We start from the raw sequence: 22,895 nt of genomic DNA, 5'->3' as shown, positions 1-22,895 counted from the left end.
TAAAATGAAACAACCTAAAGCATTACATCCAGACAGTCCGTTACTGCATAATTGTCACAGCAAGCCAGTAACACGCCGCGATTTTATTGCCACCGGCTTAAGTTATGGTGCCGCTATACTGACGACAGGCTCAGTCATGAGTATGTTTGCTAATCCATCTAATGCATTTGCTGAGCTGGCGCCTGATTTAGAGTTATTAAAACGGCAATGCGGTATTAATGTAGAAGGCGCAGGCAAAATACCCTTTATCTGTTTTGACTTAGCCGGGGGAGCCAGTATTGCCGGCTCTAACGTGTTAATTGGTGGGGCAGGAGGTCAACACGATTTTTTATCCACTCAAGGTTATAGCAAATTAGGTATTCCAGCCGACATGGTACCGGGTGCGGTGAATGCCGCCGATCCAGCCGGTGGTTTTATTAATCAGCAATTAGGCTTAGCCTTTCATAGCGACTCGGCCATGTTACAAGGCATATTAGAGCGCACCAGTATGGCAACGCAGGCCATGACCAATGGTGCAGTGTTACCAAGCCGCTCTGAAAACGATACCAGTAATAACCCACATAACCCTATGTATGCTATCGCTAAAGCTGGAGCCAGTGGCTCGTTAATGCCGCTTATTGGCTCGCGCAGTTCCGACTCGGGTGCTAATTCAATGGCACCGCTAGCCTTTAATAACCCTGAATTTAGACCGACTAAGATCGACCGGCCAAGCGATGTCACCGGCTTAGTAGATGTCGGTGATTTATTTGGTTTGCTGAGTCAAGATGATGCCGTTGCCGTAATGGAATCTATTCAGCGTATTAGCGACAGTAAGCTTAGCCAAGTAAACACTAAAATTACTAAAGATGCGGTGATAAAAGACTTAGTGCGTTGTGGCTATGTTAAAAGTGCCGATTTGGCCGACCGCTTTGGTAACCCCGCAACCTTAGATCCGGCAGCGGATCCCGATATTGTTGGTGCCGCAGGTATATTTAGCGCAGATGAATTTAATAGCGATGCTGAATTTAGAAAGACCGCCTCCGTTATGAAATTGGTGGTAAATGGTTTTGCTGGCGCAGGATCTATTACCATGGGTGGCTTTGATTATCATACTGGTGAGCGTGGTACCGGTGAATTACGCGATTTACGTGCAGGCCGTTGTATTGGTGCGTGTTTAGAATATGCAGCTCGGGCCAATAAACCGCTTATGATGTATATCTACAGTGATGGCTCGGTCGCCAGTAATGGCCGAATAGACGAGTCGGAATTTGGTCGGGGTAAAGGCGAATGGACTGGCGATAACTCGTCTACTGCCGCGTCTTTTATCTTGGTTTACAATCCACAAGGCCGACCCACTTTACTCGGAGGCAATGCGGCAGAGCAAGCCAAGCATCAACAAATTGGCTTTATGCGCCCAGATGGCTCGGTAGAAACCGGATCTTCTATGGCGGCCAATAACGTTAATTTACTTGTCCAGACCGTGTTACTAAATTATATGGCCTTACATGGCGAGCAAAGCCAGTTAAGCAGCGTAGCGCCGTTTCATGGTTTAGGTAATGCCGCTAGCATGGATAGATTAACCGCTTTTGCGCCCATCGTATAAAGGTTAGCAACAAAGCCAATATCGAGCGGTATAGCTTATTTTCTAGCGGCCCAATCTTGAGGTGTGGTATTGAGCTTAGTCTTGGGCTAAGCCGCTAGAAAAGTGCATGTTTTTATTTTCATCAATAAAAATAGCTTCATAATCGGCTAGGGTTTCAATTAGCTGCATGCCTTGTTGTAACCCCAAAACAAACAAGCTAGTAGATAGGGCATCGGTATAAGTAGTATCGGCGCCAATCACGCTAACGCTAAGCAAGCCGGTGCTGCTTTTGCCAGTACTGGGATCGATAATATGATGATAACGCACGCCATCTTCAATAAAATAACGCTCATAATCACCCGAAGTACTAATAGCAGTGTCTATTAACGGTAGCTGGGCAGCATAGCGATCTTCTTGTCGCGGATGTTTAATCGCCACCAGCCAAGGAAATCCCAGTTTGTCACCTAACAAACGGGTATCCCCGCCCGCAGTCACTAACGCATGTTTAACGCCTGCCTTAGCCAATAGCTGAATAGCTTGTTCGACCGCATAGCCTTTAGCGATGCCGCCTAAATCTACTTTTACGCCTTGCTTGGCATAACGCACCTGATTAGGGGCGGTTAATAGCACACTGTTATAATTAATTAACTGTTTAGCTTGCTGTAATTGGCTGGCATCAGGCTTTTTATGCTGGCGATAATCATAATAAAAACCCACCGAAGCAAAAGTAATATCAAAAGCGCCTTTAGTCACAGTAGAAATTTCTGCCGCGCGTTGCAGTAACTGAAATAACTCAGGCGACACGCTAATACTTTCGCTGCTAGCCTTAGCGTTTAATATACTTAGCTCGCTGCTAGCAATATAAGGGCTCATTAACTGGTTAATACGTTCAAACTCGGCTTGTACTTGCTTAATCAGCGCATCAGCTGATGCCGGATCTTTACTCCATAATTCCACGTAAGCCGCTGTACCCATGGTCTCAAACGCTAAGCGATGCCACTGTGCTTGGGCTGGTACAACAGAGTGCGCCGCAGGTTTGGTTGCAAGCTGAGCTACAGGCTGGGCATTTGTTTGTGCAACGGTTTGCGCAACTGTTTGCGTATAAACAGCTGAGGCTGAAAATAAACTAATAATAAAGATCAGATACTTTGCCATGCTGGCCTGCTATTAAATACTAATGATCGTGTGGAAGTACATTGTTACAGAGCTAGTGGCTTAGCACAATTGGCTTGAGGGGTTGCTAAACTTTTATTAAATGTTAATTTAGCCATCTAAACGTTTAGATGTTGACATCTGCTTGCTGTTTTTGCACAGTAGGGCTATTAGATATTAATCCCAGCCTATTGAGTGTTAGCTATGCCTATTAAAGTTGTCGATCAGCTACCAGCTGTTGAGGCCCTGTTAGCCGAAAACGTTTTTGTAATGACAGAAAGCCGTGCCGCTCAGCAGGATATTCGGCCGCTAAAAATTGCTATTTTGAATTTAATGCCCAATAAAATTGCAACCGAAATTCAATTGTTACGGTTACTGGCTAATAGCCCGTTACAGCTTGATGTCGAGCTATTACGTTTAGACGATCATGTTAGTAAAAACACCTCAGAAAATCATTTAAATTGTTTTTATCACTACTTTTCTGCAGTGCAGCATAAAAATTATGACGGTCTTATTATTACGGGCGCACCGTTAGGTTTAGTGGATTATGAAGAAGTTACCTATTGGCAGCAATTTGCTGATATTTTAGACTGGGCCGATAGCCATGTAACCTCTACTTTATTTTTATGCTGGTCAGCCCATGCTGCTTTGTATCAATATTATGATTTGCAGCGCGACATCCGCGGCGAAAAACTATCTGGTGTGTATTGGCAGCAAGTTAAACAACCCTTATCGCCCTTAGTTCGCGGCTTTGATGATGCTTTTTTAGTGCCGCACTCCCGTTATGCCCAAGTGGCCGAGCAAAAATACCAGCAACATCCTGATTTACATATTTTGGCCGCAGCCAATGCAACGGGGGCTTACTTGCTACAAAATACCAGTGGCAGTCGGGTCTTTGTTACTGGCCATCCAGAATATGATGTAAATAGTTTAGATGATGAGTACCAGCGAGATATTGCCGCGGGCATTGATAGTGTGCTGCCAGAAAATTATTACCCTAATGATGATGCTACCCAGCCACCGCTAAAATTATGGCAAAGCCATGCCTTTTTATTATTTAGCAACTGGCTTAATTATTATGTGTATCAAGCGACACCGTTTGATTTAAGCCAAATTGGTCAGCCTTTAGCTTCAGTTAATTTAGCCTCAGTCAATAAATGAGTCCAATATGAGCCAAGTACTAGCTTCAAAACAGCGTTTAACACCAGAGCAATTTCGGCAACAATTAGCTCAACGGATTATGATTCTAGATGGCGCTATGGGCACCATGATCCAGCAACATCAATTACAAGAAGCCGATTATCGTGGCAGTGAATTTGCCGATTGGCCTTGTGATGTTAAAGGTAATAACGATTTATTAGTGTTAAGCCAACCTGAGCTTATTGCCGATATTCATCGCCAATATTTATTGGCTGGCGCAGATATTATTGAAACCAATAGTTTTAATGCCACCTCTATTGCGATGTTAGATTATCAAATGCAAGATTTGTCGCCGCGCATTAATCAACAAGCAGCCGCTATTGCTCGGCAAGTCTGCGATGAAATAACCGCCCAGCAGCCAGATAAACCGCGTTATGTGGCCGGTGTGTTAGGGCCAACTAACCGCACAGCCTCATTATCGCCAAGGGTAAATGATCCGGGTTTTCGTAATGTTAGCTTTGATCAGTTAGTTGAGGCGTATAGCGAATCGACACTGGCGCTTATCGAAGGTGGTGCTGATATAATCATGCTCGAAACCATTTTCGACACCCTTAATGCTAAAGCGGCGGCCTTTGCCGTCTTACAAGTATTTGAGCAGATAGGTTACGCCTTACCAGTGATGATTTCTGGCACCATTACCGATGCCTCAGGCCGTACGTTATCTGGCCAAACTACCGAAGCGTTTTATCATTCATTAGCCCATGTTGAGCCGGTCAGTTTTGGCTTAAATTGCGCTTTAGGCCCAGATTTATTAAGGCCTTATGTCGAAACCTTATCTAAAGTTTCAACCGCCTTTACCTCAGTGCACCCTAATGCCGGCTTACCTAATGCTTTTGGTGAGTATGATTTAGACGCTGCTGAAATGGCAGCTGAAATTGCCGACTGGGCCAAGCAGGGCTTTGTGAATATCGTCGGTGGTTGTTGTGGCACCACGCCTGAGCATATTAAAGCCATTTATGAAGCCATACAGCATTATCCTCCGCGGCAGCCAAAAACGGCTGATCATACTTTTCATTTAGCTGGCCTTGAAGCCTTTTCCGTGGAGTGGTAATGAAACAGCAAGCACGATTTATCAATATAGGCGAGCGAACTAATGTCACCGGATCGGCACGGTTTAAAAAACTGATTTTAAACGGCGACTTTGAAACCGCCCTAGATGTTGCTCGCCAGCAAGTTGAAAACGGCGCCCAAATTATTGATATCAACATGGACGAAGGCATGTTGGACAGTAAAGCAGCCATGGTACGATTTTTAATGCTATTGGCATCAGAGCCGGATATTTCTCGGGTGCCTATAATGGTCGACTCGTCAAAATGGGAAGTTATCGAAGCCGCATTAAAGTGTATTCAAGGCAAAGCAGTAGTGAACTCTATTTCGCTAAAAGAAGGGGAAGAGCAGTTTATTCAGCAAGCCAAACTGCTACGCCGTTATGGCGCAGCGGTTATTGTAATGGCCTTTGACGAAACCGGCCAAGCCGACACCAAAGCACGTAAAGTGGAAATTTGTCAGCGGGCTTATAAAGTATTAACCGAACAAGTAGGCTTTCCACCGCAAGACATTATTTTTGACCCTAATATTTTTGCTGTGGCTACCGGTATTGAAGAGCATAACAACTATGCCGTCGATTTTATTCAGGCCACCAGCGAAATAAAACGCTTATGCCCGCACGCCAAAATATCTGGCGGTGTGTCTAACGTGTCGTTCTCGTTTCGCGGTAACGATGCAGTGCGCGAGGCCATTCACTCAGTATTTTTATATCATGCCATAGCAGCGGGTATGGACATGGGCATAGTAAACGCTGGCCAACTGGGTGTGTATGACGATATTCCTGAATTATTACGCGAGCGAGTAGAAGACGTTATTTTAAACCGGCGTGATGATGCCACCGAGCGCTTATTAGAGATTGCTGCGCAGTTTAAAGGCGATGGCAGTGTAGCTGAAAAAGTAGATGATGCTTGGCGCAGTTTGCCGGTCAATAAACGCTTAGAGCACGCCTTAGTTAAAGGCATTACCGACTTTATTGAAATAGACACCGAACAAGCCAGACTAGAAGCCGAGCGGCCGTTGCATGTGATTGAAGGTCCGTTAATGGACGGCATGAACGTGGTGGGCGACTTATTTGGCGCCGGCAAAATGTTTTTACCGCAAGTGGTAAAGTCGGCCCGAGTAATGAAAAAAGCGGTGGCCTATTTACAACCTTATATCGAGCTAGAAAAGTCCGGCAGTAGAGCGCAAGGTAAAGTGTTATTAGCCACCGTAAAAGGCGACGTGCACGACATTGGTAAGAATATTGTTGGCGTAGTACTGCAATGTAATAACTTTGAGGTAATAGATTTAGGCGTTATGGTGCCGTGCGCCAAATTACTGCAAGTCGCTAAAGATGAAAACGTCGATATTATTGGCTTATCGGGCTTAATTACGCCGTCGCTAGACGAAATGGTTCATGTTGCCAAAGAAATGCAGCGGCTAGGCTTTGAGTTACCATTATTAATTGGCGGTGCCACCACCTCTAAAACTCATACCGCGGTAAAAATTCAACCGCATTATCCACATGGCGTCGTGTATGTGCCTAATGCTTCGCGCAGCGTGTCTGTAGTGCAGCAGCTTATTTCAGCCACACATAAACCGGTATATTTAGAGCGGATTAATCAAGAATATGACGTCGTGCGTGAGCAGCATGCTCGCAGTCGGCCGGGTGAAAAAATTCTGTCTTTTGCCGATGCTCAAGCCAATAAGTTTGTGCTTAATTTAGACTTAGTGGCGGCAAAACCAAAGCAATTAGGCGTGCAAGTGTTTAACGATATCGATTTAAACACGTTACGGCCTTATATCGATTGGACCCCGTTTTTTATTACCTGGCAGTTATCGGGTAAATACCCGGCAATTTTAAATCATGCCGAAGTTGGCATAGAAGCCCGCAAACTGTTTAAAGACGCCAACGACATGCTAGATTTAATGATTAATCAGCAACAGGTTGCCGGTAAAGCCATTTTTGGTTTATTCCCGGCCAATAGCGATGGCGAAGATATTATTATTTATACTGATGATACGCGGCAGCATGAGCGTTGCAGGTTGTTTAATTTACGCCAACAAATGCAGTTGCGTAATAAAGCGCCTAATTGCTGTTTAGCCGATTTTATAGCCCCGGTTAATAGTGGCATTGCCGATTACATGGGCGCGTTTGCCGTTAGCACCGGTTTTGGTGCCGATGAACTGGCGGCCAAATTTGTCGCCGAGCATGATGATTACAACAGTATTTTAGTGAAAGCCTTAGCCGATAGACTCGCCGAAGCTTTAGCTGAATATTTGCACTTACAAGTCAGACGCCAATATTGGGGCTATGCCGCCGATGAACAGCTAGATAACGAGCAACTTATTCGCGAGCAATACCAGGGTATTCGCCCCGCACCCGGTTACCCAGCCTGTCCGGAGCATACTGAAAAAGCCACCTTGTGGCAGTTATTAGATGTAGAAGCGCAAATAGGTATTCAACTAACCGAAAGCTACGCCATGTGGCCCGGCGCCGCCGTCAGCGGCTGGTATTTTGGTCACCCAGAAACCAAATACTTTGCTGTAAGCAAAATAGACCAAGATCAACTACAGCAATACGCCAGCAAAAAAGGCTGGGATCAGCAACAAGCAGAAACCTGGCTCGGGCCTAATTTGCGTTAATAACGGTTTTAAAAGCATTTTAACTGACTTAACGGGCTAATAACGCCATTAGCCCGCAGCCGCATTGCCTCCATTAACCGCAAGCCACTACCGTATAACTATTGCGCCAATAGCAAATATTGCGGTTCAATCATCACTAAAAGCTGTTTAACTTCTATTTTAGTTAATACTTCCAGTAATTATGCATTTCTTCAGCAATATATTGTAAGAAGGGTGATGATACAGGCATAGCCTACCCCTAAAGTTAACTGTTTAAATAAACAGTGTAGTTGGGAGTGTTAATATTGCCTTGTTAGAAGGGTTTTTCCGTATTTTATAACAAAAAAATCACTTTGTATTATTAACCTATTGTAAATTAAAGAGACGTGAAGTAATGTTCAATGCATTAAATTTACAAAAGCGGAAAAGCCCGTGTTTAAATCCGGATTGTTCCGCCCAATAAGCGTTAGCACTATTGATATAACTATCGTGTATAATTCAAAGTTTTAGGGACATCTATGAAAAATTACGTAAATCAACTCGACAAAGAAACTCGAAAAGTTGATTTTGATTCGTTTGATATATCTGTAAAAGAATTAGTTTCAATGTCGGAAGAAGGTATTATTGATATTGCCCCTGAATATCAAAGGCAATTTAGATGGCCTATTGACAATCAATCACGATTAATTGAATCAGTATTATTGGGAATTCCAGTTCCAAGCTTATTTATGGCTGCCAATAAAGATGGCTCTTGGGAGTTAATCGATGGTGTTCAACGGTTAAACTCATTAATACATTTTGTTGGAAATGAAGAGCAATTAGAAAAATTTGGTTTTGATAAAGCTTTAGTATTAAAAAATCTAGAAGTACTAACTGAATTCAATGGTGCATCCTACAAGGATTTACCACAGACATTAAAACTAAAGTTTTCATTAAGACCATTAAAAGTAACTACTTTAAGTGATAAAAGTGATTTAAAAGTACGCTTTGACCTTTTTGAACGCTTAAATACTGGCGGAATAAAACTAACCGATCAAGAAATTAGAGCTTGCGTATTTAGAGGGCAGTTTAACGATTTTCTTAATGAACTTGCTGAAAATGAACATTTCAACCAAGTGGTAAATTTACCTGCTGCTAAAAGCAATGATGGCAGTAAGAATGAATTGATACTCAAGTTTTTTGCTTATAAAAACAATCGAGACCGTTTTGATCACAGTGTTGTTGGTTTTTTAAATGAATTTATGTCTGAGGCAACCACTTCCTTTAACTATAAAAAAAATCGTACTATTTTCGAAAAAACATTTGAAGCATTAGCAGAAGAGCTACCTGATGGAATTAAAAGGGGAAATCGAAGTACTACTCCTTATAATCTTTTCGAGGCTATTACAATTGGTGCTGCAGATGCTATTGAGGCTGGTCATGATATTTCAGGGAAAAATGTTAGTACTTGGATTGACGATCAGGATTTAACCAAACTAACATCGGGTGCAACTAATTCAAGACCACGACTTAATGCTAGAATCGGTTACTGCTTCGATAGGTTTCGGTAGTATGTATCAAGCTGTAGAATTGGAAATTACTGATCGAGTGAATCAATCAAAAGAACTAATAAGCCATATTGCTTCATTAGAAGTATCAGAACAAAGTTCTGAGTTATTGAAAATACAAAAGGGTTTCCTTTTCATATCTCTTTATTCATCTATTGAATACACTATAACTAATGTTGTATCTCGATTTTTGGAAATATTAAAGCAAGAGCAACTCAAACCGATGGAGTATAAGAAATATTTATTATGTACTGTATTAGATAATAAATTTAATTCACTCCTAGGTAGCAGTAAAAAAAACATATGGAATAAGAAAAAAGAATTCTTTGATGCCTTGTTCTCTGATGAACCTGCAATAATTGATGATTCCGTTTTTCCAACTGACGGCATTAATATATCCCAAAAACAAATTGAAGATATTTGGGATATTTTCCATATTAGTGGTAATGCTATTCCTGAAACGGTCAATACTTGGGTTTTGAAGGAAATTAAGGAGCACAGGAATGCTATTGCTCACGGTAGGGAAAAAGCCTCGACTATAGGTGGGCGTTATACTGCAGGAACTCTTAATCAAAGAGTGGCTGATGTCGAATCACTTTGCTTCCATATCGTATCTGGTTTTGAAAGTATCTCTACGTCAAAAGATTACAAATACTCTGGAGCAGCATAGTGCTAACACATATGAGCCTTCTCGGAGTCAATAGGTAAAGCCGCTCTTCTGGCCGCGTTAGCGGCCAGTTAGTTATCCATCAGCAAGATACTCTGCTTCATCTGTCATCATGGTTGCCAGGCGATAGCCTGCAACAAACACAGGGCTCACTTATCTCACTCTCAGTGAGTGCCTGCTGATTTCTGCATCCTTGCTGACAGCAGGGGCACCAGACATTCATCGGTTAACCTGTTGCTGGCACTATTCAAGGCGACGGGCTTAAAGCCAGTTGTTTCATTCATAACATCGTAAAGCTTAAAAACTATAGTCAATTAGTGGCGTAGTTACCCCACACCTATCCCAAATAAGCTAGCTAATCCATTAAAGTTGCTTTGTTAGTTAACGTAAAACTAAAAAAATAGCAAAACGCCTAGGAGTCTCAGCTGGAGCATCGGCTACAGGAATAGGTGCTCCTATAGGCTTACTTATGATGCAGGGACTTATGCAGCGCTCTTCTCATGCCGCAATGCGTCTTAGAAATAAAAGCCCTAAGCTTTACGTCATTTTGCAGGGAAATGGTGATCTGCAACTACTCTACTTTTTACTGGAAAAGCCTCTAGAGAAGTACGTCCAAGCCATTTCAACTGCTGAAAGAAACAATGCACAATTTAAAAATACAATAAAAATAAAGTATAAACTGAATTAATTTAGTAATTTATGAGAGACTAATTATGACTCCAAAAAAATGGACCTATTACTTATCGAAACTTACATTAATCGATGAGATTCTAGGTTTTATTTACTGGGCGCTTGCTATTTACGGTATGTTTCTTATTGCAGGTTATATTGAAAGCCAAATTGCTATGATATCCGCTCTTTTAATTTATATCATTACAGTAGCCATTTTTTACATTTTCATTTTAAAAAAAGTCAAAAGGTATTTTAAAGAAGATCCAAAGTAAATGTATAACAAAGCGCTGCACTTGGAAAAATTACTCGCTACGCTCCTAATTTTCCAGTGAGCAAAGCGTTAGCCGTAAAAAGAAGCTGTGTCTCATGATTGAAACTACAAAAATGAAATCGCCATGCGGCAGTCCCGCAGAAGTATTCTTCGCGTTCTTAAAGCTCGGCCTAACGTCTTTCGGTGGGCCAATCGCACATCTGGGTTACTTCAGGGCGGAAATTATTGAGCGTCGTCGTTGGCTGAGTGATGAGCAGTTCGGGCAATTGCTAGCACTCTGCCAATTCCTACCCGGCCCAGCTAGTAGTCAATTGGGTTTTACTCTCGGACTGCTTCGCGCAGGTTGGCTCGGTGCGCTTGCTGCCTTTGTCGCTTTTACCCTTCCGTCGGTGCTTCTGCTTGTAGCCTTCGCTGCCGCTATGCCGTTACTTAATGGCGCCATGGGAGACGCTGCAGTGCATGGTTTAAAGCTTGTAGCTTGCGCGGTGGTCGCTGATGCCGTTTTAGGCATGTCCAAGAAGTTGTGCTCCGATGCGCTAAGAAGAACTATTGCTGTGTTGTCAGCGGCGACGTTATTGCTGGTGTCTTCTGCTTTTGCCCAGCTTGCTGTCGTTATAGTGGCTGCTGTTATTGGCGCGTATTTTATACGAGAGATAAAGGCACCAGAAAATGATAGCGGGTTCCAAATTTTCTACGGTCCACGAGTCGGCGGGATGCTGCTTATCCTTTTTGTGGGTCTGCTGTTTGGCTTACCGCTCATTGCAACGGGGAGGCCGGATTTCGCATCTGTTGCGGAGGCGTTCTATCGAACGGGTGCATTGGTATTCGGCGGCGGTCATGTAGTCCTTCCCTTGCTTCAAGACTCTATCGTTTCGACTGGCTGGGTCGCTCCAGAGCAGTTTTTGTCTGGCTACGGTGCATCTCAGGCAATTCCCGGGCCCATGTTTGCTTTTTCAGCCTATCTCGGCGCGATATTGTCACCTTTGGAAAATACGTACCTTATGGCAGCTACGGCGTTGGTCTTCATTTTTCTGCCGGGGTTCCTTTTGGTCGCTGGCGTTCTTCCGTTCTGGGGTGCTGTTTCACGCCATTCGACGGCGGGCAGAGCCATTGCCGGGGCTAATGCGGCAGTTGTTGGTCTGTTAGTAGCCGCCCTTTACAACCCCATCTTCACATCTGGCATAACCAGCTCGGCAGATCTGGCTATTGTGGTGGTCGCGTTCGGTATGCTTGTTGTGTGGCGAGTATCTCCGCTTATTGCGGTGCTATGGTGTGTCATCGCCAGCGTCTCGCAATTATGGCTTTTTCCTTGAGTCCGTGCAGTTGACGGCTAACAAATCGTTGAGCGGGACGCCTGCTCCGCTGCGCTCCACAGACGCCCCTGAACGTGGGCGTTAGCTACTACGGAGTGTATTTTGGATCTCTTGATATTTTCAGTCGTGTTGGCCGTCATAATGGTTCTTCTAACTTTCGTAGTTAGGCCATTAATTTTTCTGCCTGATCGCGTTTTTGAAAATAGCGGGGAAAATGTTTTAGTTTATAAAAACCCGACAAAGCTAAATGTTAACAAAGGTCAGCCTCTTGTCATCCCAGTATCGTCTATAAGCAAAATTCAATTGGCTTCGAATATCGTTACGCTGTTCAATAAAAGCGGTAACGCAATTGATATATCTGTCCCAAACACTAAATTTACAATGCAAGTATTTCAAAGTGCGCAGATTCACTTCAAGGAGGCCGAGGTTGTTGAAATACATAGCTAACAAATGCATCAAACCTGATTCTTCAAGCCGGCCGTTTTTTGCAAAACAAACGACGAAAGCAGGGAAGTCCAAATAGAACACCTCTGTCGTATATCTGTCGTAGAGAATTCAGGTTCCTGTCGTATGATATTCGTAAATGTTTTTGAGAACGTATGTGATGCTGTGTATCTCCACAACCTGGTTATGAATATAAAATGAAAACTAATGCAGAACTGATCGTAAAACTAAGAAAAAATAGATCTTGGTCGCAAGAGGAATTACTTCTTGCTAAGCAATGAACCATGAACTACGTTTTGTTAATGCGTATGTGGCAAAGGCTCCGACTAGTAATTTTTGCCAATAACACCTTTTATATATTTCCTTCCATTACCACGCCGTTACGCCAGTTAATTTTGAGAAGTTGAAAATCGTTCTGTTTATGGCGGTGTTTGGCGGCATCGGAACATCTTTCTAGCTCGTAGTTCTTCAAGTTCTGGAAGCGGACGATCTCTCTTACTGAATGTATGGCGGTTAGTGGCCAGAGGACATGCAATATGAACAAACCTTGGCAAATTTTCACACTCAAACTGACACTCGGCAATACTAGTTCGACTTCTGTGTCGGATGCTCGGAAATCTATCTGGTTTGAGGCGCGAAAAAGTTCGACGAGTCTTGCTGCGGCTGTTTGCGCTCTAATCCTGCTCAGTACTGGATGTGTACAGCACGAGACTTCACTTGAAGAAGACTCCAGCTCTCACTCTTGGCCGGGCGAGGAGTGGCAGACTTCATCACTTGAAGCGGAAGGCATCGCTGTGCTTCCTATCACTCGATTTGTCGAGGAAATCAAATCCGGCAAATACGGAATGGTCGATCATTTTCTCCTCATCCGCAATGGCCGCGTGGTGGTAGATGAGCGATTTACACGAAACTATGAGGCTGTCGCTGCTAAAGTTCGCCCGGAAGAGCGAATTGGCTTAAACAGACGTGATCCCAAATATGATTACGAAAATGTCGACTATCATCCATATTACAAGGGTTCAGAACTTCACACACTGCAATCCGTATCAAAAAGCGTAACCTCCCTCGCGCTCGGGATCGCGATTGACAACGGATATATCAAGGGGGTTTCTGCTCCCGTCCTCCCTTTCTTTGCCGCCTATGAGTTCGACAGATCAGACCCGAGGAGAGCTGCGATGACGGTCGAAGATTTGCTAACAATGCGAAGCGGCATCGAATGGGAGCCTGACGGTAGTTTTCAGGACCCTAAGACCAGCACGGTCAGTCTTGAGAATGCCGAGGAGTGGGTACAGTTTATTCTTGACCACCCAATGGATACCGAACCGGGCACATCTTTTGAATATAATGACGGCGCAAGCGTTCTTTTGGGCAAAATCATTGGCACCGCGACAGGGCAAAGGCTGGATAAATGGACCGAAGAACGCCTGTTTGATCCAATCGGAATCGAGAATTATTATTGGAAAGCTACACCCGATGGCGAGATAGACAGTATGGGCGGCTTGTACCTTTCGGCCCATGATCTGGCACGAATTGGGCTGCTGGTTTTACACCAGGGAATGTGGGCTGGTGACAGGGTGGTCAGTGAGAACTGGATCCGCCAATCAACATCCCCGCACGTCGTCGATACAGCTCCGAATGACGATGATGACAATAGAGTATATGGCTATCAGTGGTGGCTGCCAAACAGTAACACTGCCAGACCAAGGGCTATTGCCGCGACGGGTTTTGGTGGCCAGCGCCTCACAGTCATTCCCGAACTGGACCTCATTATAGTCTTTACCGGATATGATTTACGTGGTGAATATTGGGCGGCTGAGCAAGCCTTGCGCACCGGGATACTGCCCGATGCAGTGCGTAGATAGCTATCGATTTCACTTCAAGGAACTCAAAAATGCCGAATACTTCACTCAAAGGGACTAATAGTCGCCGGTTTTCGCAGATACATGTTTGTGCCTTGATGTTTTTGCTAACGATCATAAGCGTTTCCGTTACTGCAGAAGAATCTGCCGATAATAAGCCATTCAATAAGCTAGATGTTGTGCTTGATAATCCTTTTGATATGCCGTTTGAACGCGCTGATATTAATCTCCTGAATTGGCAACATTGGCCGTATAGTCGCTATGCCAGTCACCATCCAACTGAATTTGTCAGCATGGCTATAATTTATGCTGATAGAGAAGCGTTGGCATTGGAGGAAAATAGTAACGATCCCCTGGACCTTCGCTCACTTAAAATCACGCTTGCTCAGGAGCAAATTGTCACACTAGAGGAAGCACTGAAGGGGATTCAGATGAAAGGCTTTGCCATCATGCATGGCGGGAAGCTGGCTTTCGAAACCTACGGACAGGGTATGCAAAAGCAAAACATACAACTGCTACAATCTTCTTCGAAAACCTTTACCGGCATGTTGATCTATAAGTTGGCAAGTGAAGGGAAATTGGATTTGACAGCTAATGTTAAAGAATATTTACCGGACTTGAATGCGGGGGTTTTCGACGGTTCGACATTACAGCATATGCTTGATATGCAAGTCGGATTCCCAGATTTTGGTAGTTACAACAAAGCGGGCGATTTAGGTTATTTGAGTGAGGTTTACATGGGATTGAAGCCAAAGGTTTTGGGCGTTACTCAGCGCTCAACGCTTGCTTTTATTCGTCAATTTCAAAAACCCGTATTCGCACCTGGGACTGAGTTTACTTACGTTGATATGAATACTCAAGTGCTAGCGATGATAGCCGAGCGTGTAACAGAAAAACCGTATGCGCAACTTATTGAAGAGACGTTTTGGCTTCCTTTACAGGCACGTTATGATGCTGCAATTGCCGTAGACGAAGACGGCCACGCAGGTGCCAGCTGGGGTTTAGCCATCACNGGATCAGTTTTGCATTGTTGGTAACAATCACTCTGCGAGATGCAGCGCGCTTTGGTCAGATGATGCTAGAGCGTGGAGTCTTTAAAGGGAAAAGAATAATACCTGAAAGCTACTTTCAATCCACATTCGACACCCCTTTCACAGGACACTCAACTTCGTACAAAATATTAGGTATGGAAGAGGAGTACAAAAACCAAGTTTGGATGATTCAGGATGCCAACTTAATGTACACCGCCGGATCTTTTGGCCAGTATATCTTTGTCGACTATAAGAATAAATTTGCTGTGGTATTCATGGCGAATTGGGCCAACAACAGTATTCAGAAAAACCTAGATCATATGTTACGGATTGTCCTTAGTGTTGGTGAACATATCGCTAAAAAACAAAAAGATTAGAAATTGCTCAGATTTATTGGCGTTATGAAATAAGCATAGCGATGCTAAAGTTGCTGAGTAGTCATAAATACATAACATATATGAGCCTTCTCGGAGTCAACTTCGCAATACTACTACAACTATTTGTCAATACTGGACGACGCCACAAAATTCTGTCACGCCTTGCTAAAAAATTAACCATGAACTACGTTTTGTTAATGCGCATGTGGCAAGAACGCTTACTAGTAACATTCATCAGCAACACCTTTTATATCTTTCCTTTCATTACCACGCCGTTACGCCAGTTAATTTCGAGTAGTGCTTTTTAAGTGCCAACACCCTTAATAAGGTCATAAAACAGATGCTGAAAATCGCGCTGTTTATGGAGGCAATGGGCTATTTATTTTGTTGGAGTATGCTTGAATGAATGAGAGTAAATCTATGTTTATTGAAAGAATTGCTAGATATGCTCTAGGTGAGAATACCGACTATGACCTTAACATCAAGCGTTCTATGGGACGGCTCGGTTTATGCACTGAGACGCAGTCGATTATGGGTATCACAAATATCATCCTGAAAGAGGATATCAACATGGCTATTGACCCAGGTTTATTAGCAGAATTAGTAAGGTTAGTTAAAGATGTTATTGAAAAAGGACGTCGTGACCGATTGATTGAATTAGTGAACGATTTTTTTACCCGATACAATTTTGTATTGCGTAGCTGGACAAGGATGGAGGATCGGCATAAAAATTGTCATAAAAAAGATGACGAAGTTAATAAGCATTTACAGGATGCAAAAAGTGCGGCTAAAGCTGGCGATGCAAATGCAATGCAAGAGGCAATTGCCAAAGCCAAAGATGACCTTGAGGAGTTGGCTGAGTGTTTGGGCATAGAGATTATGCCTTAGAGCATATCCAGTCAAAAAAGCCTAACACATATGAGTCTTCTCGTAGTAATAGTAAAACGGCTCTTCTGCTCGGGTTAGAAATTAATCTGTTATACAACAATCGTATAAAAACACCGTCAACTCGTTTGCAATGCTCACTATCTGTGGTCACTACAAATGCGCCGGGGTGGGTAAGCGTTATGTTGATTAACAAAAATATGCTAATTATCCTAATAAAAGGAGTAGGGCGGATGAGTATTCTTTCATCAATAGGGAATGGATTGAAAAAGTTGGGGCTTGCCGTTGCTGGTGGCTTAGGGCAAATTTTTGCTGGTTTTGGTTCGTTTATTCATTGGTTAACTGGGAGCTTTGATTTTGGGCTGGGTTTGCTTGGAATTCGCCCTGAAAAGACATTGTATCTAAAAGTGGTGATACTGCGCGAAATTGATTCTAAGTCTTTGACGATACAGCAAGAGGTACAGGACTGCATTGACTTTACAAAAGATATTCTAAAACGTGAGTTGAACGTCAAATTAGTTCCAGTTGATGACGAGTTTATTGAAACACTGTCGGTGGTGTCGCCGCCCGAGGTATTGGATGCAAGTTGCGGGACAGCCGCATGGGCTGATGATTTTGGAGTTGCGGGTGATTTTTTTAGGATGAACAGCGCCGTCATGTTTTTCCGCAGCCAAACCGGTTGGGGTTCACCGATCACGGCATTTATCGTTAATTCTGTGGCCGACGGAAATTCGCGGGGGTGTTCGCTTGGGCCGTTGACAAGTTACGTAACTATTTCAGACGACAGAGGATTGATAGCGCCTGAAACCGGAACAGCGGCAAAGACGCTTGCTCACGAAATTGGCCATGCCTGCGATCTGACCCAAACGAGCGGAGCCAACAATCTAATGACACCATCCGCAGAAGCACCAACGGGGACTACATTAACCCACATGCAAAAAGCGCGCTTTCGTTGGTCACGCCATGTGAGTTACTGGGTTTAATTAATAGTAGTGAGTCACATACTGTATAGCCGACCGAAAATCGGTACTAATGGCGGCCTTTTAAACATCTAAAATTGTAAAGTTGAAAAATTGGGGTCAGATAAAAATTAATTCTGTTTCTGCTTAGACTTTGGTCGACCCGGTTGCTCTTTATGCTGGCGCCGACCGGTTAATGCTTCTATTTCTTGTTTAAAGCGATCATTTCCCAACGCCATGCCGCTTTTTATCGTACTGCGAATATCAGCAAGCATGGCTGCACTGACTTCAATCTTAAATAAATCCCGGTACGCTTGCTGCCGTTCAGCCGCTGTATCTGCCAATGCTAAATAACAGGCATGTGGCTGACACAACGCAGATTGCACGCCTTGAGCGTTTATGGCATAGCTCGACCAAGGATACTCAAAAGGTGACTCAACCATACCTGCCCGTACCGGGTTCAATTCGATATAGCGATACACAGCCATTACGTAATGGGCCTGCTGCACCAGACACGACTTAAAACGTCCTTCCCACAAGGTGCCACTACGCTGGTAAGCTCGGTTAAAATACCGCACATATTGCCTGCCAATGCTTTGCATCATTAGGCTAATACCGCTATTGTCAGACGCTGTGCAAAGTATATGCGCATGATTGGTCATCATTACCCAAGCATGAATTTGCACCCCAAAGGCCTCCGAATATTCCTTCAGCCAATGGGCATAAGCTGCAAAATCATCGTCAGTCGCAAAACATACCTGACGGTTGTTGCCGCGCTGAATAATATGCTCTGGTACGCCCGCTAAATGCACTCGGGGAAGTCTTGCCATAATGCTGCCTTACCATCTCAGATTAGGTTAAGCATAGCCTATTAAATTTTCATCTGACCCCAATTATTATGCTAAAGTTGCTGAGTAGTCATAAATACATAACACATATGAGCCTTCTCGGAGTCAACTTCGCAATACTACTACAACTATTTGTCAATACTGGACGACGCCACAAAATTCTGTCACTCCTTGCTAAAAAATTAACCATGAACTACGTTTTGTTAATGCGCATGTGGCAAGAACGCTTACTAGTAACATTCATCAGCAACACCTTTTATATCTTTCCTTTCATTACCACGCCGTTACGCCAGTTCATTTCGAGTAGTGCTTTTTAAGTGCCAACACCCTTAATAAGGTCATAAACAGATGCTGAAAATCGCGCTGTTTATGGCGGCGTTAGGTAAATAGGAAAGTACCGATAGGAGACTTCAATGACTGATGTTGTATTACTTCAATTAATGAGCTCGCTGTTTTGGCTTTTGGTGTTCGGCGTAATTGTATTTATATTTCGACGGGAAATCAGAGCTTTGTTTGGTTCAGTTGCTAGTTTTAAAATCGCTGGATCAAGTTTCGAATTTCAAGACAAAAAGGATACTTTGCAGTCGTACATTCTTTTAACAGAAATACTAATTGATATGCTTTTTAGAGAAAGCTGGGAAGTCCCGTTGGCACCCTTAGAAGTCTAAGGATTCACTTATTGTTATTTATTTGTCCACCTGAATGAGAGAATAAAATGGACCAAGTAGAAAAGACAATCGAAGAAGCTTACCAAGCCCATTTAGCCGCTCTGTATCAAGTATTATCGCAAGCTATATTAGCCGCTAATGGCGATGGTGAGGAAGTATCCGCTGCTGAAGATCGATATAAGCAAGGGCTGGCTCATGCTGCGGATGTTCGAACTCGCGCACGAGCTGCAGCCGGGATATCGTAAAAATTTGGGCTATTGGCGAAAGAATATTTTCAAGCATCCACACTCATCTATGGCAGGCAGTATATATATGCTAGGGTTTGAGCACGATAAGATTGCCGCTTCTACCAAGTTGATTAATTTAGTTTCCCTCGGTCACAGGGATGCTGCGCCAGCGGCTACGCGGCAGTTAGCAAGGGTTAAGCAATATAGGAGAAGTAATGAGAGAGATTAAACGCCCTGTTAATTCTCATAGGGCTTATCACGCCCATGTCTATTTTGAGCAAGAAACTTTGGAGTTTGCTGCAAAGTTATGTAAAGAGGCAGGTGAGCGATTTAACCTTAAAGTGGGTCGTATCCATCAGGCAATGGTAGGGCCTCATCCAAAATGGAGCTGCCAAATTACTTTTGGCGCTAAGCATTTTGATCAGTTGGTGCTTTGGCTTGAACAAAACAGAAAAGGCCTTACGGTGTTGATTCATGCTCTGTCTGGTAATGATCTAAATGATCATACTATTTATGCTTATTGGCTTGGAGATAGCGTTGAACTTGATATATCAATGTTTAGTGCCTAACACGGCTAAGCAACATCAGTCGCTGCGCTTGTTAGAGAGTTATTTTGCTGTGGTTAGCGGCGTTATACGATTGAGTACAGCAGATGGATAATATATTAATTGCATTGCTTATTTTTATATTAGTATTCGCCATGGCATTGTATTACTTAGTCTTTATAAAAAAGGAAAGATATCTACTCCCTGGTACTGTGGGTGGAATCATTTTCATAATATTTGTTTTAGTGCCAATTATAATAATTGTTCTGTATTTTCAATTTACGGCTAGTAGTAAATTACAAGCATTAGGGTTTACTCCGCACCCTAATCTAACCAGTAGTATGGGTATTGCTAGCGGACAAGGTGATAAGCCTATCTGGGTATTCTCTTATTCTGACCATGATGAAAATATTATTGATTTTTATAGAGTGCAGAAAAATTCTGTAGGTTGGATTCTTGATCATGAAGAAGCAAATAAACTGGTTTTTTTAAAAGATAATAAAAAAATGAATATAACTTCGGACAACAAAACCATTGTTTTTAGCTTATCAGAAGTCAATGAACGGCTAAAATAACTCAAACGAAAGCTAAACAGTTGGTTCGCTTTGCACCTCGCCTTTTAACGCAAATTGTATGGCTTTGTTGGGGGGAGTAGCCATGCTCGCGAGTAGTAAAAGCTAAAAAGGCCATTAAGTCTTCATAAGTTGCGCGCGCATAAACTGATGCCGTAGCTTATAACTTGTTGTCGAGAGGATTGGACATGACAAAGTTTGCAAACCATGACGCCTATATCGCTGCGGCCCCGGAAGAGTTTCAGCCGCTGTTGGTGCAACTTCGGGCGCAACTTGCTAAAACCCTTCCTGACGCGGAGGAGTTAATCGCCTACGATATGCCCGGTTTCGGCTTCGGAAAATCGATCATCGCAGGCTATGCGGCTTTTAGTAAGCAATGTGGCCTCTATGTAAGCAAGGGCGCAATTATTGCCCATGCTGAAGATATTGCGGCTTCTGGACTCAAAGCTAGCAAAACTGGCGTTACTTTTTCCCTGCGTAAACCTATCCCAGACGAGCTGGTTGAAAAGCTCGGTCTTGCCTCGCGAGAAGACCTTGGATTATAAGCGAGAAAACTACTCGCTCTCGCACTTTACTGACTATTGCAGTTGGTTTAGCTGAGGTTCTGCTTGTTCCTGATATAACCGTTTAGTTGATTCCCCCTTGCCATCATTTGAAAAAAACGCCCCAGAAAAGCCCTGTTTTTATGGGTTACATTTGAAGTGATTATCTGAATTTATAGCCGTCAATCTGTTCTAAAGCCTTGTATTTTCGCCTCTTACCGTCAAGCAGCCTGCAATAATTAATTAGTGCGCTAATATTCAGCGTATATAAAAGCTGGCACATTTTTAAAATAAATGTCACCGATTTTAATTGGCTGCGTCTAATAGTGTATGAGCAGCAATACCGGGATGGAGACTCTCTGTATGACTAATTCAAAAGCCGAAGCAGCGATACCACTGACCGAGTTAACTGATATTAATTTACTAGCGCGAGCGCGCTTGGGCGATGGCGCGGTTTTTGAGTTGATAGTGCGTCGGCATAATCGGGCGTTGTTTCGTGCCGCAAGAGGGGTGCTGGATGATGACGATAGGGCACAAGAAGCGGTGCAGGAAGCGTATTTAAGTGCATTTAAAAACATGGATGGTTTTCGGGGCTGCGCGTCACTTAAAACCTGGCTGACCCGTATTGTGGTTAACCAAGCAATTAGTATTAAACGCCGTCAGCGCCCGGAAGTGTCGTTGGATGACAACGTCACTATTTTGCATCGCCGCCAATTAGACGGGGAGCAGAATATGACCGATTTCGCCGATCAACATACGCCGGAAGGGGCGGTTAGCCAGCAAGAAATAAAGCATTTGCTAGAAGCGGCTATTCGGCGCTTACCAGATACGTATCGCAGTGTATTTATGCTACGTGCGGTAGAGGGGATGTCGGTGATTGATTGCGCTTTTTGCTTGCAGCTTAGTGAGGACGTGGTTAAAAAACGTTTATCGCGGGCACGCGACATGTTGCGCAAAGATCTGGTGCAGCGGGTAGAAAACCAAGCATCTGATACATTTGAGTTTGCGGGTAAACGCTGCGATGCGGTTACCGCTCTGGTAATGACAGAACTTATTCGTTGCGGAATGATCAAGCCAGTTTGAACTGACCTTTATTCCGCCCTTTATAACAACCAAAGGAGAATGATGATGAAAACGACACTAATGATACTGGCAGCGACTATAGCGACTATGGCTGCGTTTTCTGCCGGGCCAGTGTTAGCTGCTGATACCGAGCATGCTATGGATATGCAACAACAGCAGACTGGCATAAATATGTTTGGCGGTGCTATCTACACCGGTGAACCGGCATTGGCCGTTACCGGTGCATTGGTTAAAGCCGGTGGTGGTGCTGATAACTTTAGTTTTGCTAGCGCCTTGGTTGCCATGCTCGGAGAAGAAACCGTGAATGCTGAAGTCGCTAAGCTGACCAAGCAATATGGCGAAGATGAAGTAAATACCTTTCTTGGCGGTATGGATGCGGCTATTGGCTTTGGTCTTAAGCGCGCTGCTGAAGCGGGTGTGATTATGCCTGAGCCAGCTGAGCTTTCGGGGGCAGAGTTAGCAAAAACGCTAGTCCAGGCGGGCACGACGCCGGATGGTACTTTTTGGAGTGGTTACCTGTTTGATAAAGCGCTTTCTAACCAACTGCATAATCAGGTAATGATAGATATTAATAGCCATGCCAGTTATGAGGAGGATAAGATCACCCATAAAATACTTAACCAAGCGATGTATGACGTAGCCCAAGCACTGGGAATGAAACAGGTAAAATTAGCTAAGCTTCATTAAAAATGGTGTTTAGCTGCATTAACAAGTTAAGGGTTGCCTGGTTATTCAACACTACTGTGGAGAGTTAAGGCAACCTATCTGCGTATACATATACTCATCGCTTGCCACACAATATGTATCTACTACACTTATTA

The 22,895-nt window shown here is 43.6% G+C and carries 21 protein-coding genes and 1 pseudogene; 20 read left to right on the top strand and 2 right to left on the bottom strand.

What is annotated here, in order from left to right; translation table 11 throughout:
• Positions 1 to 4 precede the first annotated feature (4 nt).
• Positions 5 to 1,582, top strand: a complete 1,578-nt coding sequence (locus tag BI198_RS13630; protein WP_070050045.1) for a general secretion pathway protein GspF — start codon at positions 5 to 7, stop codon at positions 1,580 to 1,582.
• Positions 1,583 to 1,657: 75 nt separating this feature from the next.
• On the opposite strand, the gene BI198_RS13625 is transcribed toward BI198_RS13630, so the two are convergent.
• Complete coding sequence (locus BI198_RS13625) at positions 1,658 to 2,716, bottom strand: FAD:protein FMN transferase (RefSeq protein ID WP_083256630.1); 1,059 nt, start codon at positions 2,714 to 2,716, stop codon at positions 1,658 to 1,660.
• 201 nt (positions 2,717 to 2,917) lie between these two features.
• Here BI198_RS13625 and BI198_RS13620 point away from each other — a divergent pair, with 201 nt between their 5' ends.
• The 12 genes and pseudogenes from BI198_RS13620 to BI198_RS13555 all read left to right on the top strand — a co-directional run bounded on the left by BI198_RS13620 (position 2,918) and on the right by BI198_RS13555 (position 17,613).
• Positions 2,918 to 3,874, top strand: coding sequence for a homoserine O-succinyltransferase (locus tag BI198_RS13620; protein ID WP_070050908.1), 957 nt, complete (start codon positions 2,918 to 2,920; stop codon positions 3,872 to 3,874).
• Positions 3,875 to 3,881: 7 nt separating this feature from the next.
• Positions 3,882 to 4,964, top strand: a complete 1,083-nt coding sequence (locus BI198_RS16435) for a homocysteine S-methyltransferase family protein (RefSeq protein ID WP_070050044.1) — start codon at positions 3,882 to 3,884, stop codon at positions 4,962 to 4,964.
• The gene (gene metH, locus BI198_RS13610) at positions 4,964 to 7,585 is read left to right on the top strand and encodes a methionine synthase (protein ID WP_070050043.1); all 2,622 of its coding nucleotides are present in this window, start codon (positions 4,964 to 4,966) and stop codon (positions 7,583 to 7,585) included. The genes BI198_RS16435 and metH overlap by 1 nt, the downstream gene beginning before the upstream one ends.
• Before the next feature lie 497 nt (positions 7,586 to 8,082).
• Complete coding sequence (locus tag BI198_RS13605) at positions 8,083 to 9,114, top strand: DUF262 domain-containing protein (protein WP_070050042.1); 1,032 nt, start codon at positions 8,083 to 8,085, stop codon at positions 9,112 to 9,114.
• Position 9,115: 1 nt separating this feature from the next.
• Complete coding sequence (locus BI198_RS13600; RefSeq protein ID WP_070050041.1) at positions 9,116 to 9,781, top strand: MAE_28990/MAE_18760 family HEPN-like nuclease; 666 nt, start codon at positions 9,116 to 9,118, stop codon at positions 9,779 to 9,781.
• A 466-nt stretch (positions 9,782 to 10,247) separates the two neighbouring features.
• Complete coding sequence (locus BI198_RS13595; RefSeq protein WP_070050040.1) at positions 10,248 to 10,466, top strand: hypothetical protein; 219 nt, start codon at positions 10,248 to 10,250, stop codon at positions 10,464 to 10,466.
• Positions 10,467 to 10,491: 25 nt separating this feature from the next.
• Positions 10,492 to 10,722, top strand: coding sequence for a hypothetical protein (locus tag BI198_RS13590; RefSeq protein ID WP_070050039.1), 231 nt, complete (start codon positions 10,492 to 10,494; stop codon positions 10,720 to 10,722).
• Positions 10,723 to 10,816: 94 nt separating this feature from the next.
• Positions 10,817 to 12,034: a chromate efflux transporter gene (chrA, locus tag BI198_RS13585; protein ID WP_070050038.1), complete on the top strand. Its 1,218-nt coding sequence runs from the start codon at positions 10,817 to 10,819 to the stop codon at positions 12,032 to 12,034.
• A 980-nt stretch (positions 12,035 to 13,014) separates the two neighbouring features.
• Positions 13,015 to 14,340, top strand: a complete 1,326-nt coding sequence (locus tag BI198_RS13575; RefSeq protein ID WP_083256629.1) for a serine hydrolase domain-containing protein — start codon at positions 13,015 to 13,017, stop codon at positions 14,338 to 14,340.
• A gap of 29 nt (positions 14,341 to 14,369) precedes the next feature.
• Positions 14,370 to 15,349, top strand: a pseudogene (locus tag BI198_RS16510) (serine hydrolase domain-containing protein); the annotation flags it as partial.
• Positions 15,350 to 16,147: 798 nt separating this feature from the next.
• Positions 16,148 to 16,633 carry a hypothetical protein gene (locus BI198_RS13560; RefSeq protein WP_070050034.1) on the top strand — a complete coding sequence of 162 codons (486 nt, stop codon included), beginning with the start codon at positions 16,148 to 16,150 and terminating at the stop codon, positions 16,631 to 16,633.
• A 230-nt stretch (positions 16,634 to 16,863) separates the two neighbouring features.
• Positions 16,864 to 17,613 carry a hypothetical protein gene (locus BI198_RS13555; protein WP_141728886.1) on the top strand — a complete coding sequence of 250 codons (750 nt, stop codon included), beginning with the start codon at positions 16,864 to 16,866 and terminating at the stop codon, positions 17,611 to 17,613.
• Positions 17,614 to 17,720: 107 nt separating this feature from the next.
• Here the strand turns inward: BI198_RS13555 and BI198_RS13550 are convergent, their stop codons facing one another.
• Entirely contained in the window at positions 17,721 to 18,419 is a 699-nt protein-coding gene (locus BI198_RS13550; RefSeq protein ID WP_070050032.1) for a transposase, read from the bottom strand.
• A gap of 431 nt (positions 18,420 to 18,850) precedes the next feature.
• Between BI198_RS13550 and BI198_RS13545 the strand changes: the two genes are divergently transcribed.
• From BI198_RS13545 to BI198_RS13515, 7 genes are all read left to right on the top strand, one after another.
• Complete coding sequence (locus BI198_RS13545; protein ID WP_070050031.1) at positions 18,851 to 19,105, top strand: hypothetical protein; 255 nt, start codon at positions 18,851 to 18,853, stop codon at positions 19,103 to 19,105.
• Positions 19,106 to 19,152: 47 nt separating this feature from the next.
• Positions 19,153 to 19,350 (top strand): hypothetical protein, encoded by a 198-nt coding sequence (locus tag BI198_RS15965; protein WP_141728885.1) that lies wholly within the window; start codon positions 19,153 to 19,155, stop codon positions 19,348 to 19,350.
• 197 nt (positions 19,351 to 19,547) lie between these two features.
• On the top strand, positions 19,548 to 19,901 hold the full coding sequence (locus BI198_RS13535) for a DOPA 4,5-dioxygenase family protein (RefSeq protein ID WP_070050029.1): 354 nt from the start codon (positions 19,548 to 19,550) through the stop codon (positions 19,899 to 19,901).
• An 83-nt stretch (positions 19,902 to 19,984) separates the two neighbouring features.
• Complete coding sequence (locus BI198_RS13530; RefSeq protein WP_070050028.1) at positions 19,985 to 20,452, top strand: hypothetical protein; 468 nt, start codon at positions 19,985 to 19,987, stop codon at positions 20,450 to 20,452.
• A 185-nt stretch (positions 20,453 to 20,637) separates the two neighbouring features.
• The gene (locus tag BI198_RS13525; protein WP_070050027.1) at positions 20,638 to 20,994 is read left to right on the top strand and encodes an iron chaperone; all 357 of its coding nucleotides are present in this window, start codon (positions 20,638 to 20,640) and stop codon (positions 20,992 to 20,994) included.
• A 360-nt stretch (positions 20,995 to 21,354) separates the two neighbouring features.
• Positions 21,355 to 22,074 carry an RNA polymerase sigma factor gene (locus BI198_RS13520; RefSeq protein ID WP_070050026.1) on the top strand — a complete coding sequence of 240 codons (720 nt, stop codon included), beginning with the start codon at positions 21,355 to 21,357 and terminating at the stop codon, positions 22,072 to 22,074.
• A 45-nt stretch (positions 22,075 to 22,119) separates the two neighbouring features.
• A complete protein-coding gene (locus BI198_RS13515; RefSeq protein WP_074467422.1) occupies positions 22,120 to 22,761 on the top strand; it encodes a hypothetical protein in 642 nt (213 codons plus the stop codon).
• Positions 22,762 to 22,895: the final 134 nt, after the last annotated feature.

This window comes from Rheinheimera salexigens (assembly GCF_001752395.1).
In the GTDB taxonomy this organism is placed as follows: domain Bacteria; phylum Pseudomonadota; class Gammaproteobacteria; order Enterobacterales; family Alteromonadaceae; genus Alishewanella; species Alishewanella salexigens.
This window is presented reverse-complemented; position numbering and strand designations above follow the sequence as displayed.

Bases quoted from the DNA above. Each gene is read 5' to 3' on its own strand.
- BI198_RS13515 (WP_074467422.1), top strand. From the start codon at position 22,120: ATGAAAACGACACTAATGATACTGGCAGCGACTATAGCGACTATGGCT.
- BI198_RS13620 (WP_070050908.1), top strand. From the start codon at position 2,918: ATGCCTATTAAAGTTGTCGATCAGCTACCAGCTGTTGAGGCCCTGTTA.
- BI198_RS13590 (WP_070050039.1), top strand. From the start codon at position 10,492: ATGACTCCAAAAAAATGGACCTATTACTTATCGAAACTTACATTAATC.
- BI198_RS13550 (WP_070050032.1), bottom strand. From the start codon at position 18,419: ATGGCAAGACTTCCCCGAGTGCATTTAGCGGGCGTACCAGAGCATATT.
- BI198_RS13530 (WP_070050028.1), top strand. From the start codon at position 19,985: ATGGATAATATATTAATTGCATTGCTTATTTTTATATTAGTATTCGCC.
- BI198_RS13605 (WP_070050042.1), top strand. From the start codon at position 8,083: ATGAAAAATTACGTAAATCAACTCGACAAAGAAACTCGAAAAGTTGAT.
- BI198_RS13560 (WP_070050034.1), top strand. From the start codon at position 16,148: ATGAATGAGAGTAAATCTATGTTTATTGAAAGAATTGCTAGATATGCT.
- chrA (WP_070050038.1), top strand. From the start codon at position 10,817: ATGATTGAAACTACAAAAATGAAATCGCCATGCGGCAGTCCCGCAGAA.
- BI198_RS15965 (WP_141728885.1), top strand. From the start codon at position 19,153: ATGGACCAAGTAGAAAAGACAATCGAAGAAGCTTACCAAGCCCATTTA.
- BI198_RS16435 (WP_070050044.1), top strand. From the start codon at position 3,882: ATGAGCCAAGTACTAGCTTCAAAACAGCGTTTAACACCAGAGCAATTT.
- BI198_RS13600 (WP_070050041.1), top strand. From the start codon at position 9,116: ATGTATCAAGCTGTAGAATTGGAAATTACTGATCGAGTGAATCAATCA.
- metH (WP_070050043.1), top strand. From the start codon at position 4,964: ATGAAACAGCAAGCACGATTTATCAATATAGGCGAGCGAACTAATGTC.
- BI198_RS13595 (WP_070050040.1), top strand. From the start codon at position 10,248: ATGATGCAGGGACTTATGCAGCGCTCTTCTCATGCCGCAATGCGTCTT.
- BI198_RS13535 (WP_070050029.1), top strand. From the start codon at position 19,548: ATGAGAGAGATTAAACGCCCTGTTAATTCTCATAGGGCTTATCACGCC.
- BI198_RS13625 (WP_083256630.1), bottom strand. From the start codon at position 2,716: ATGGCAAAGTATCTGATCTTTATTATTAGTTTATTTTCAGCCTCAGCT.
- BI198_RS13630 (WP_070050045.1), top strand. From the start codon at position 5: ATGAAACAACCTAAAGCATTACATCCAGACAGTCCGTTACTGCATAAT.
- BI198_RS13525 (WP_070050027.1), top strand. From the start codon at position 20,638: ATGACAAAGTTTGCAAACCATGACGCCTATATCGCTGCGGCCCCGGAA.
- BI198_RS13545 (WP_070050031.1), top strand. From the start codon at position 18,851: ATGACTGATGTTGTATTACTTCAATTAATGAGCTCGCTGTTTTGGCTT.
- BI198_RS13520 (WP_070050026.1), top strand. From the start codon at position 21,355: ATGACTAATTCAAAAGCCGAAGCAGCGATACCACTGACCGAGTTAACT.
- BI198_RS13555 (WP_141728886.1), top strand. From the start codon at position 16,864: ATGAGTATTCTTTCATCAATAGGGAATGGATTGAAAAAGTTGGGGCTT.
- BI198_RS13575 (WP_083256629.1), top strand. From the start codon at position 13,015: ATGAACAAACCTTGGCAAATTTTCACACTCAAACTGACACTCGGCAAT.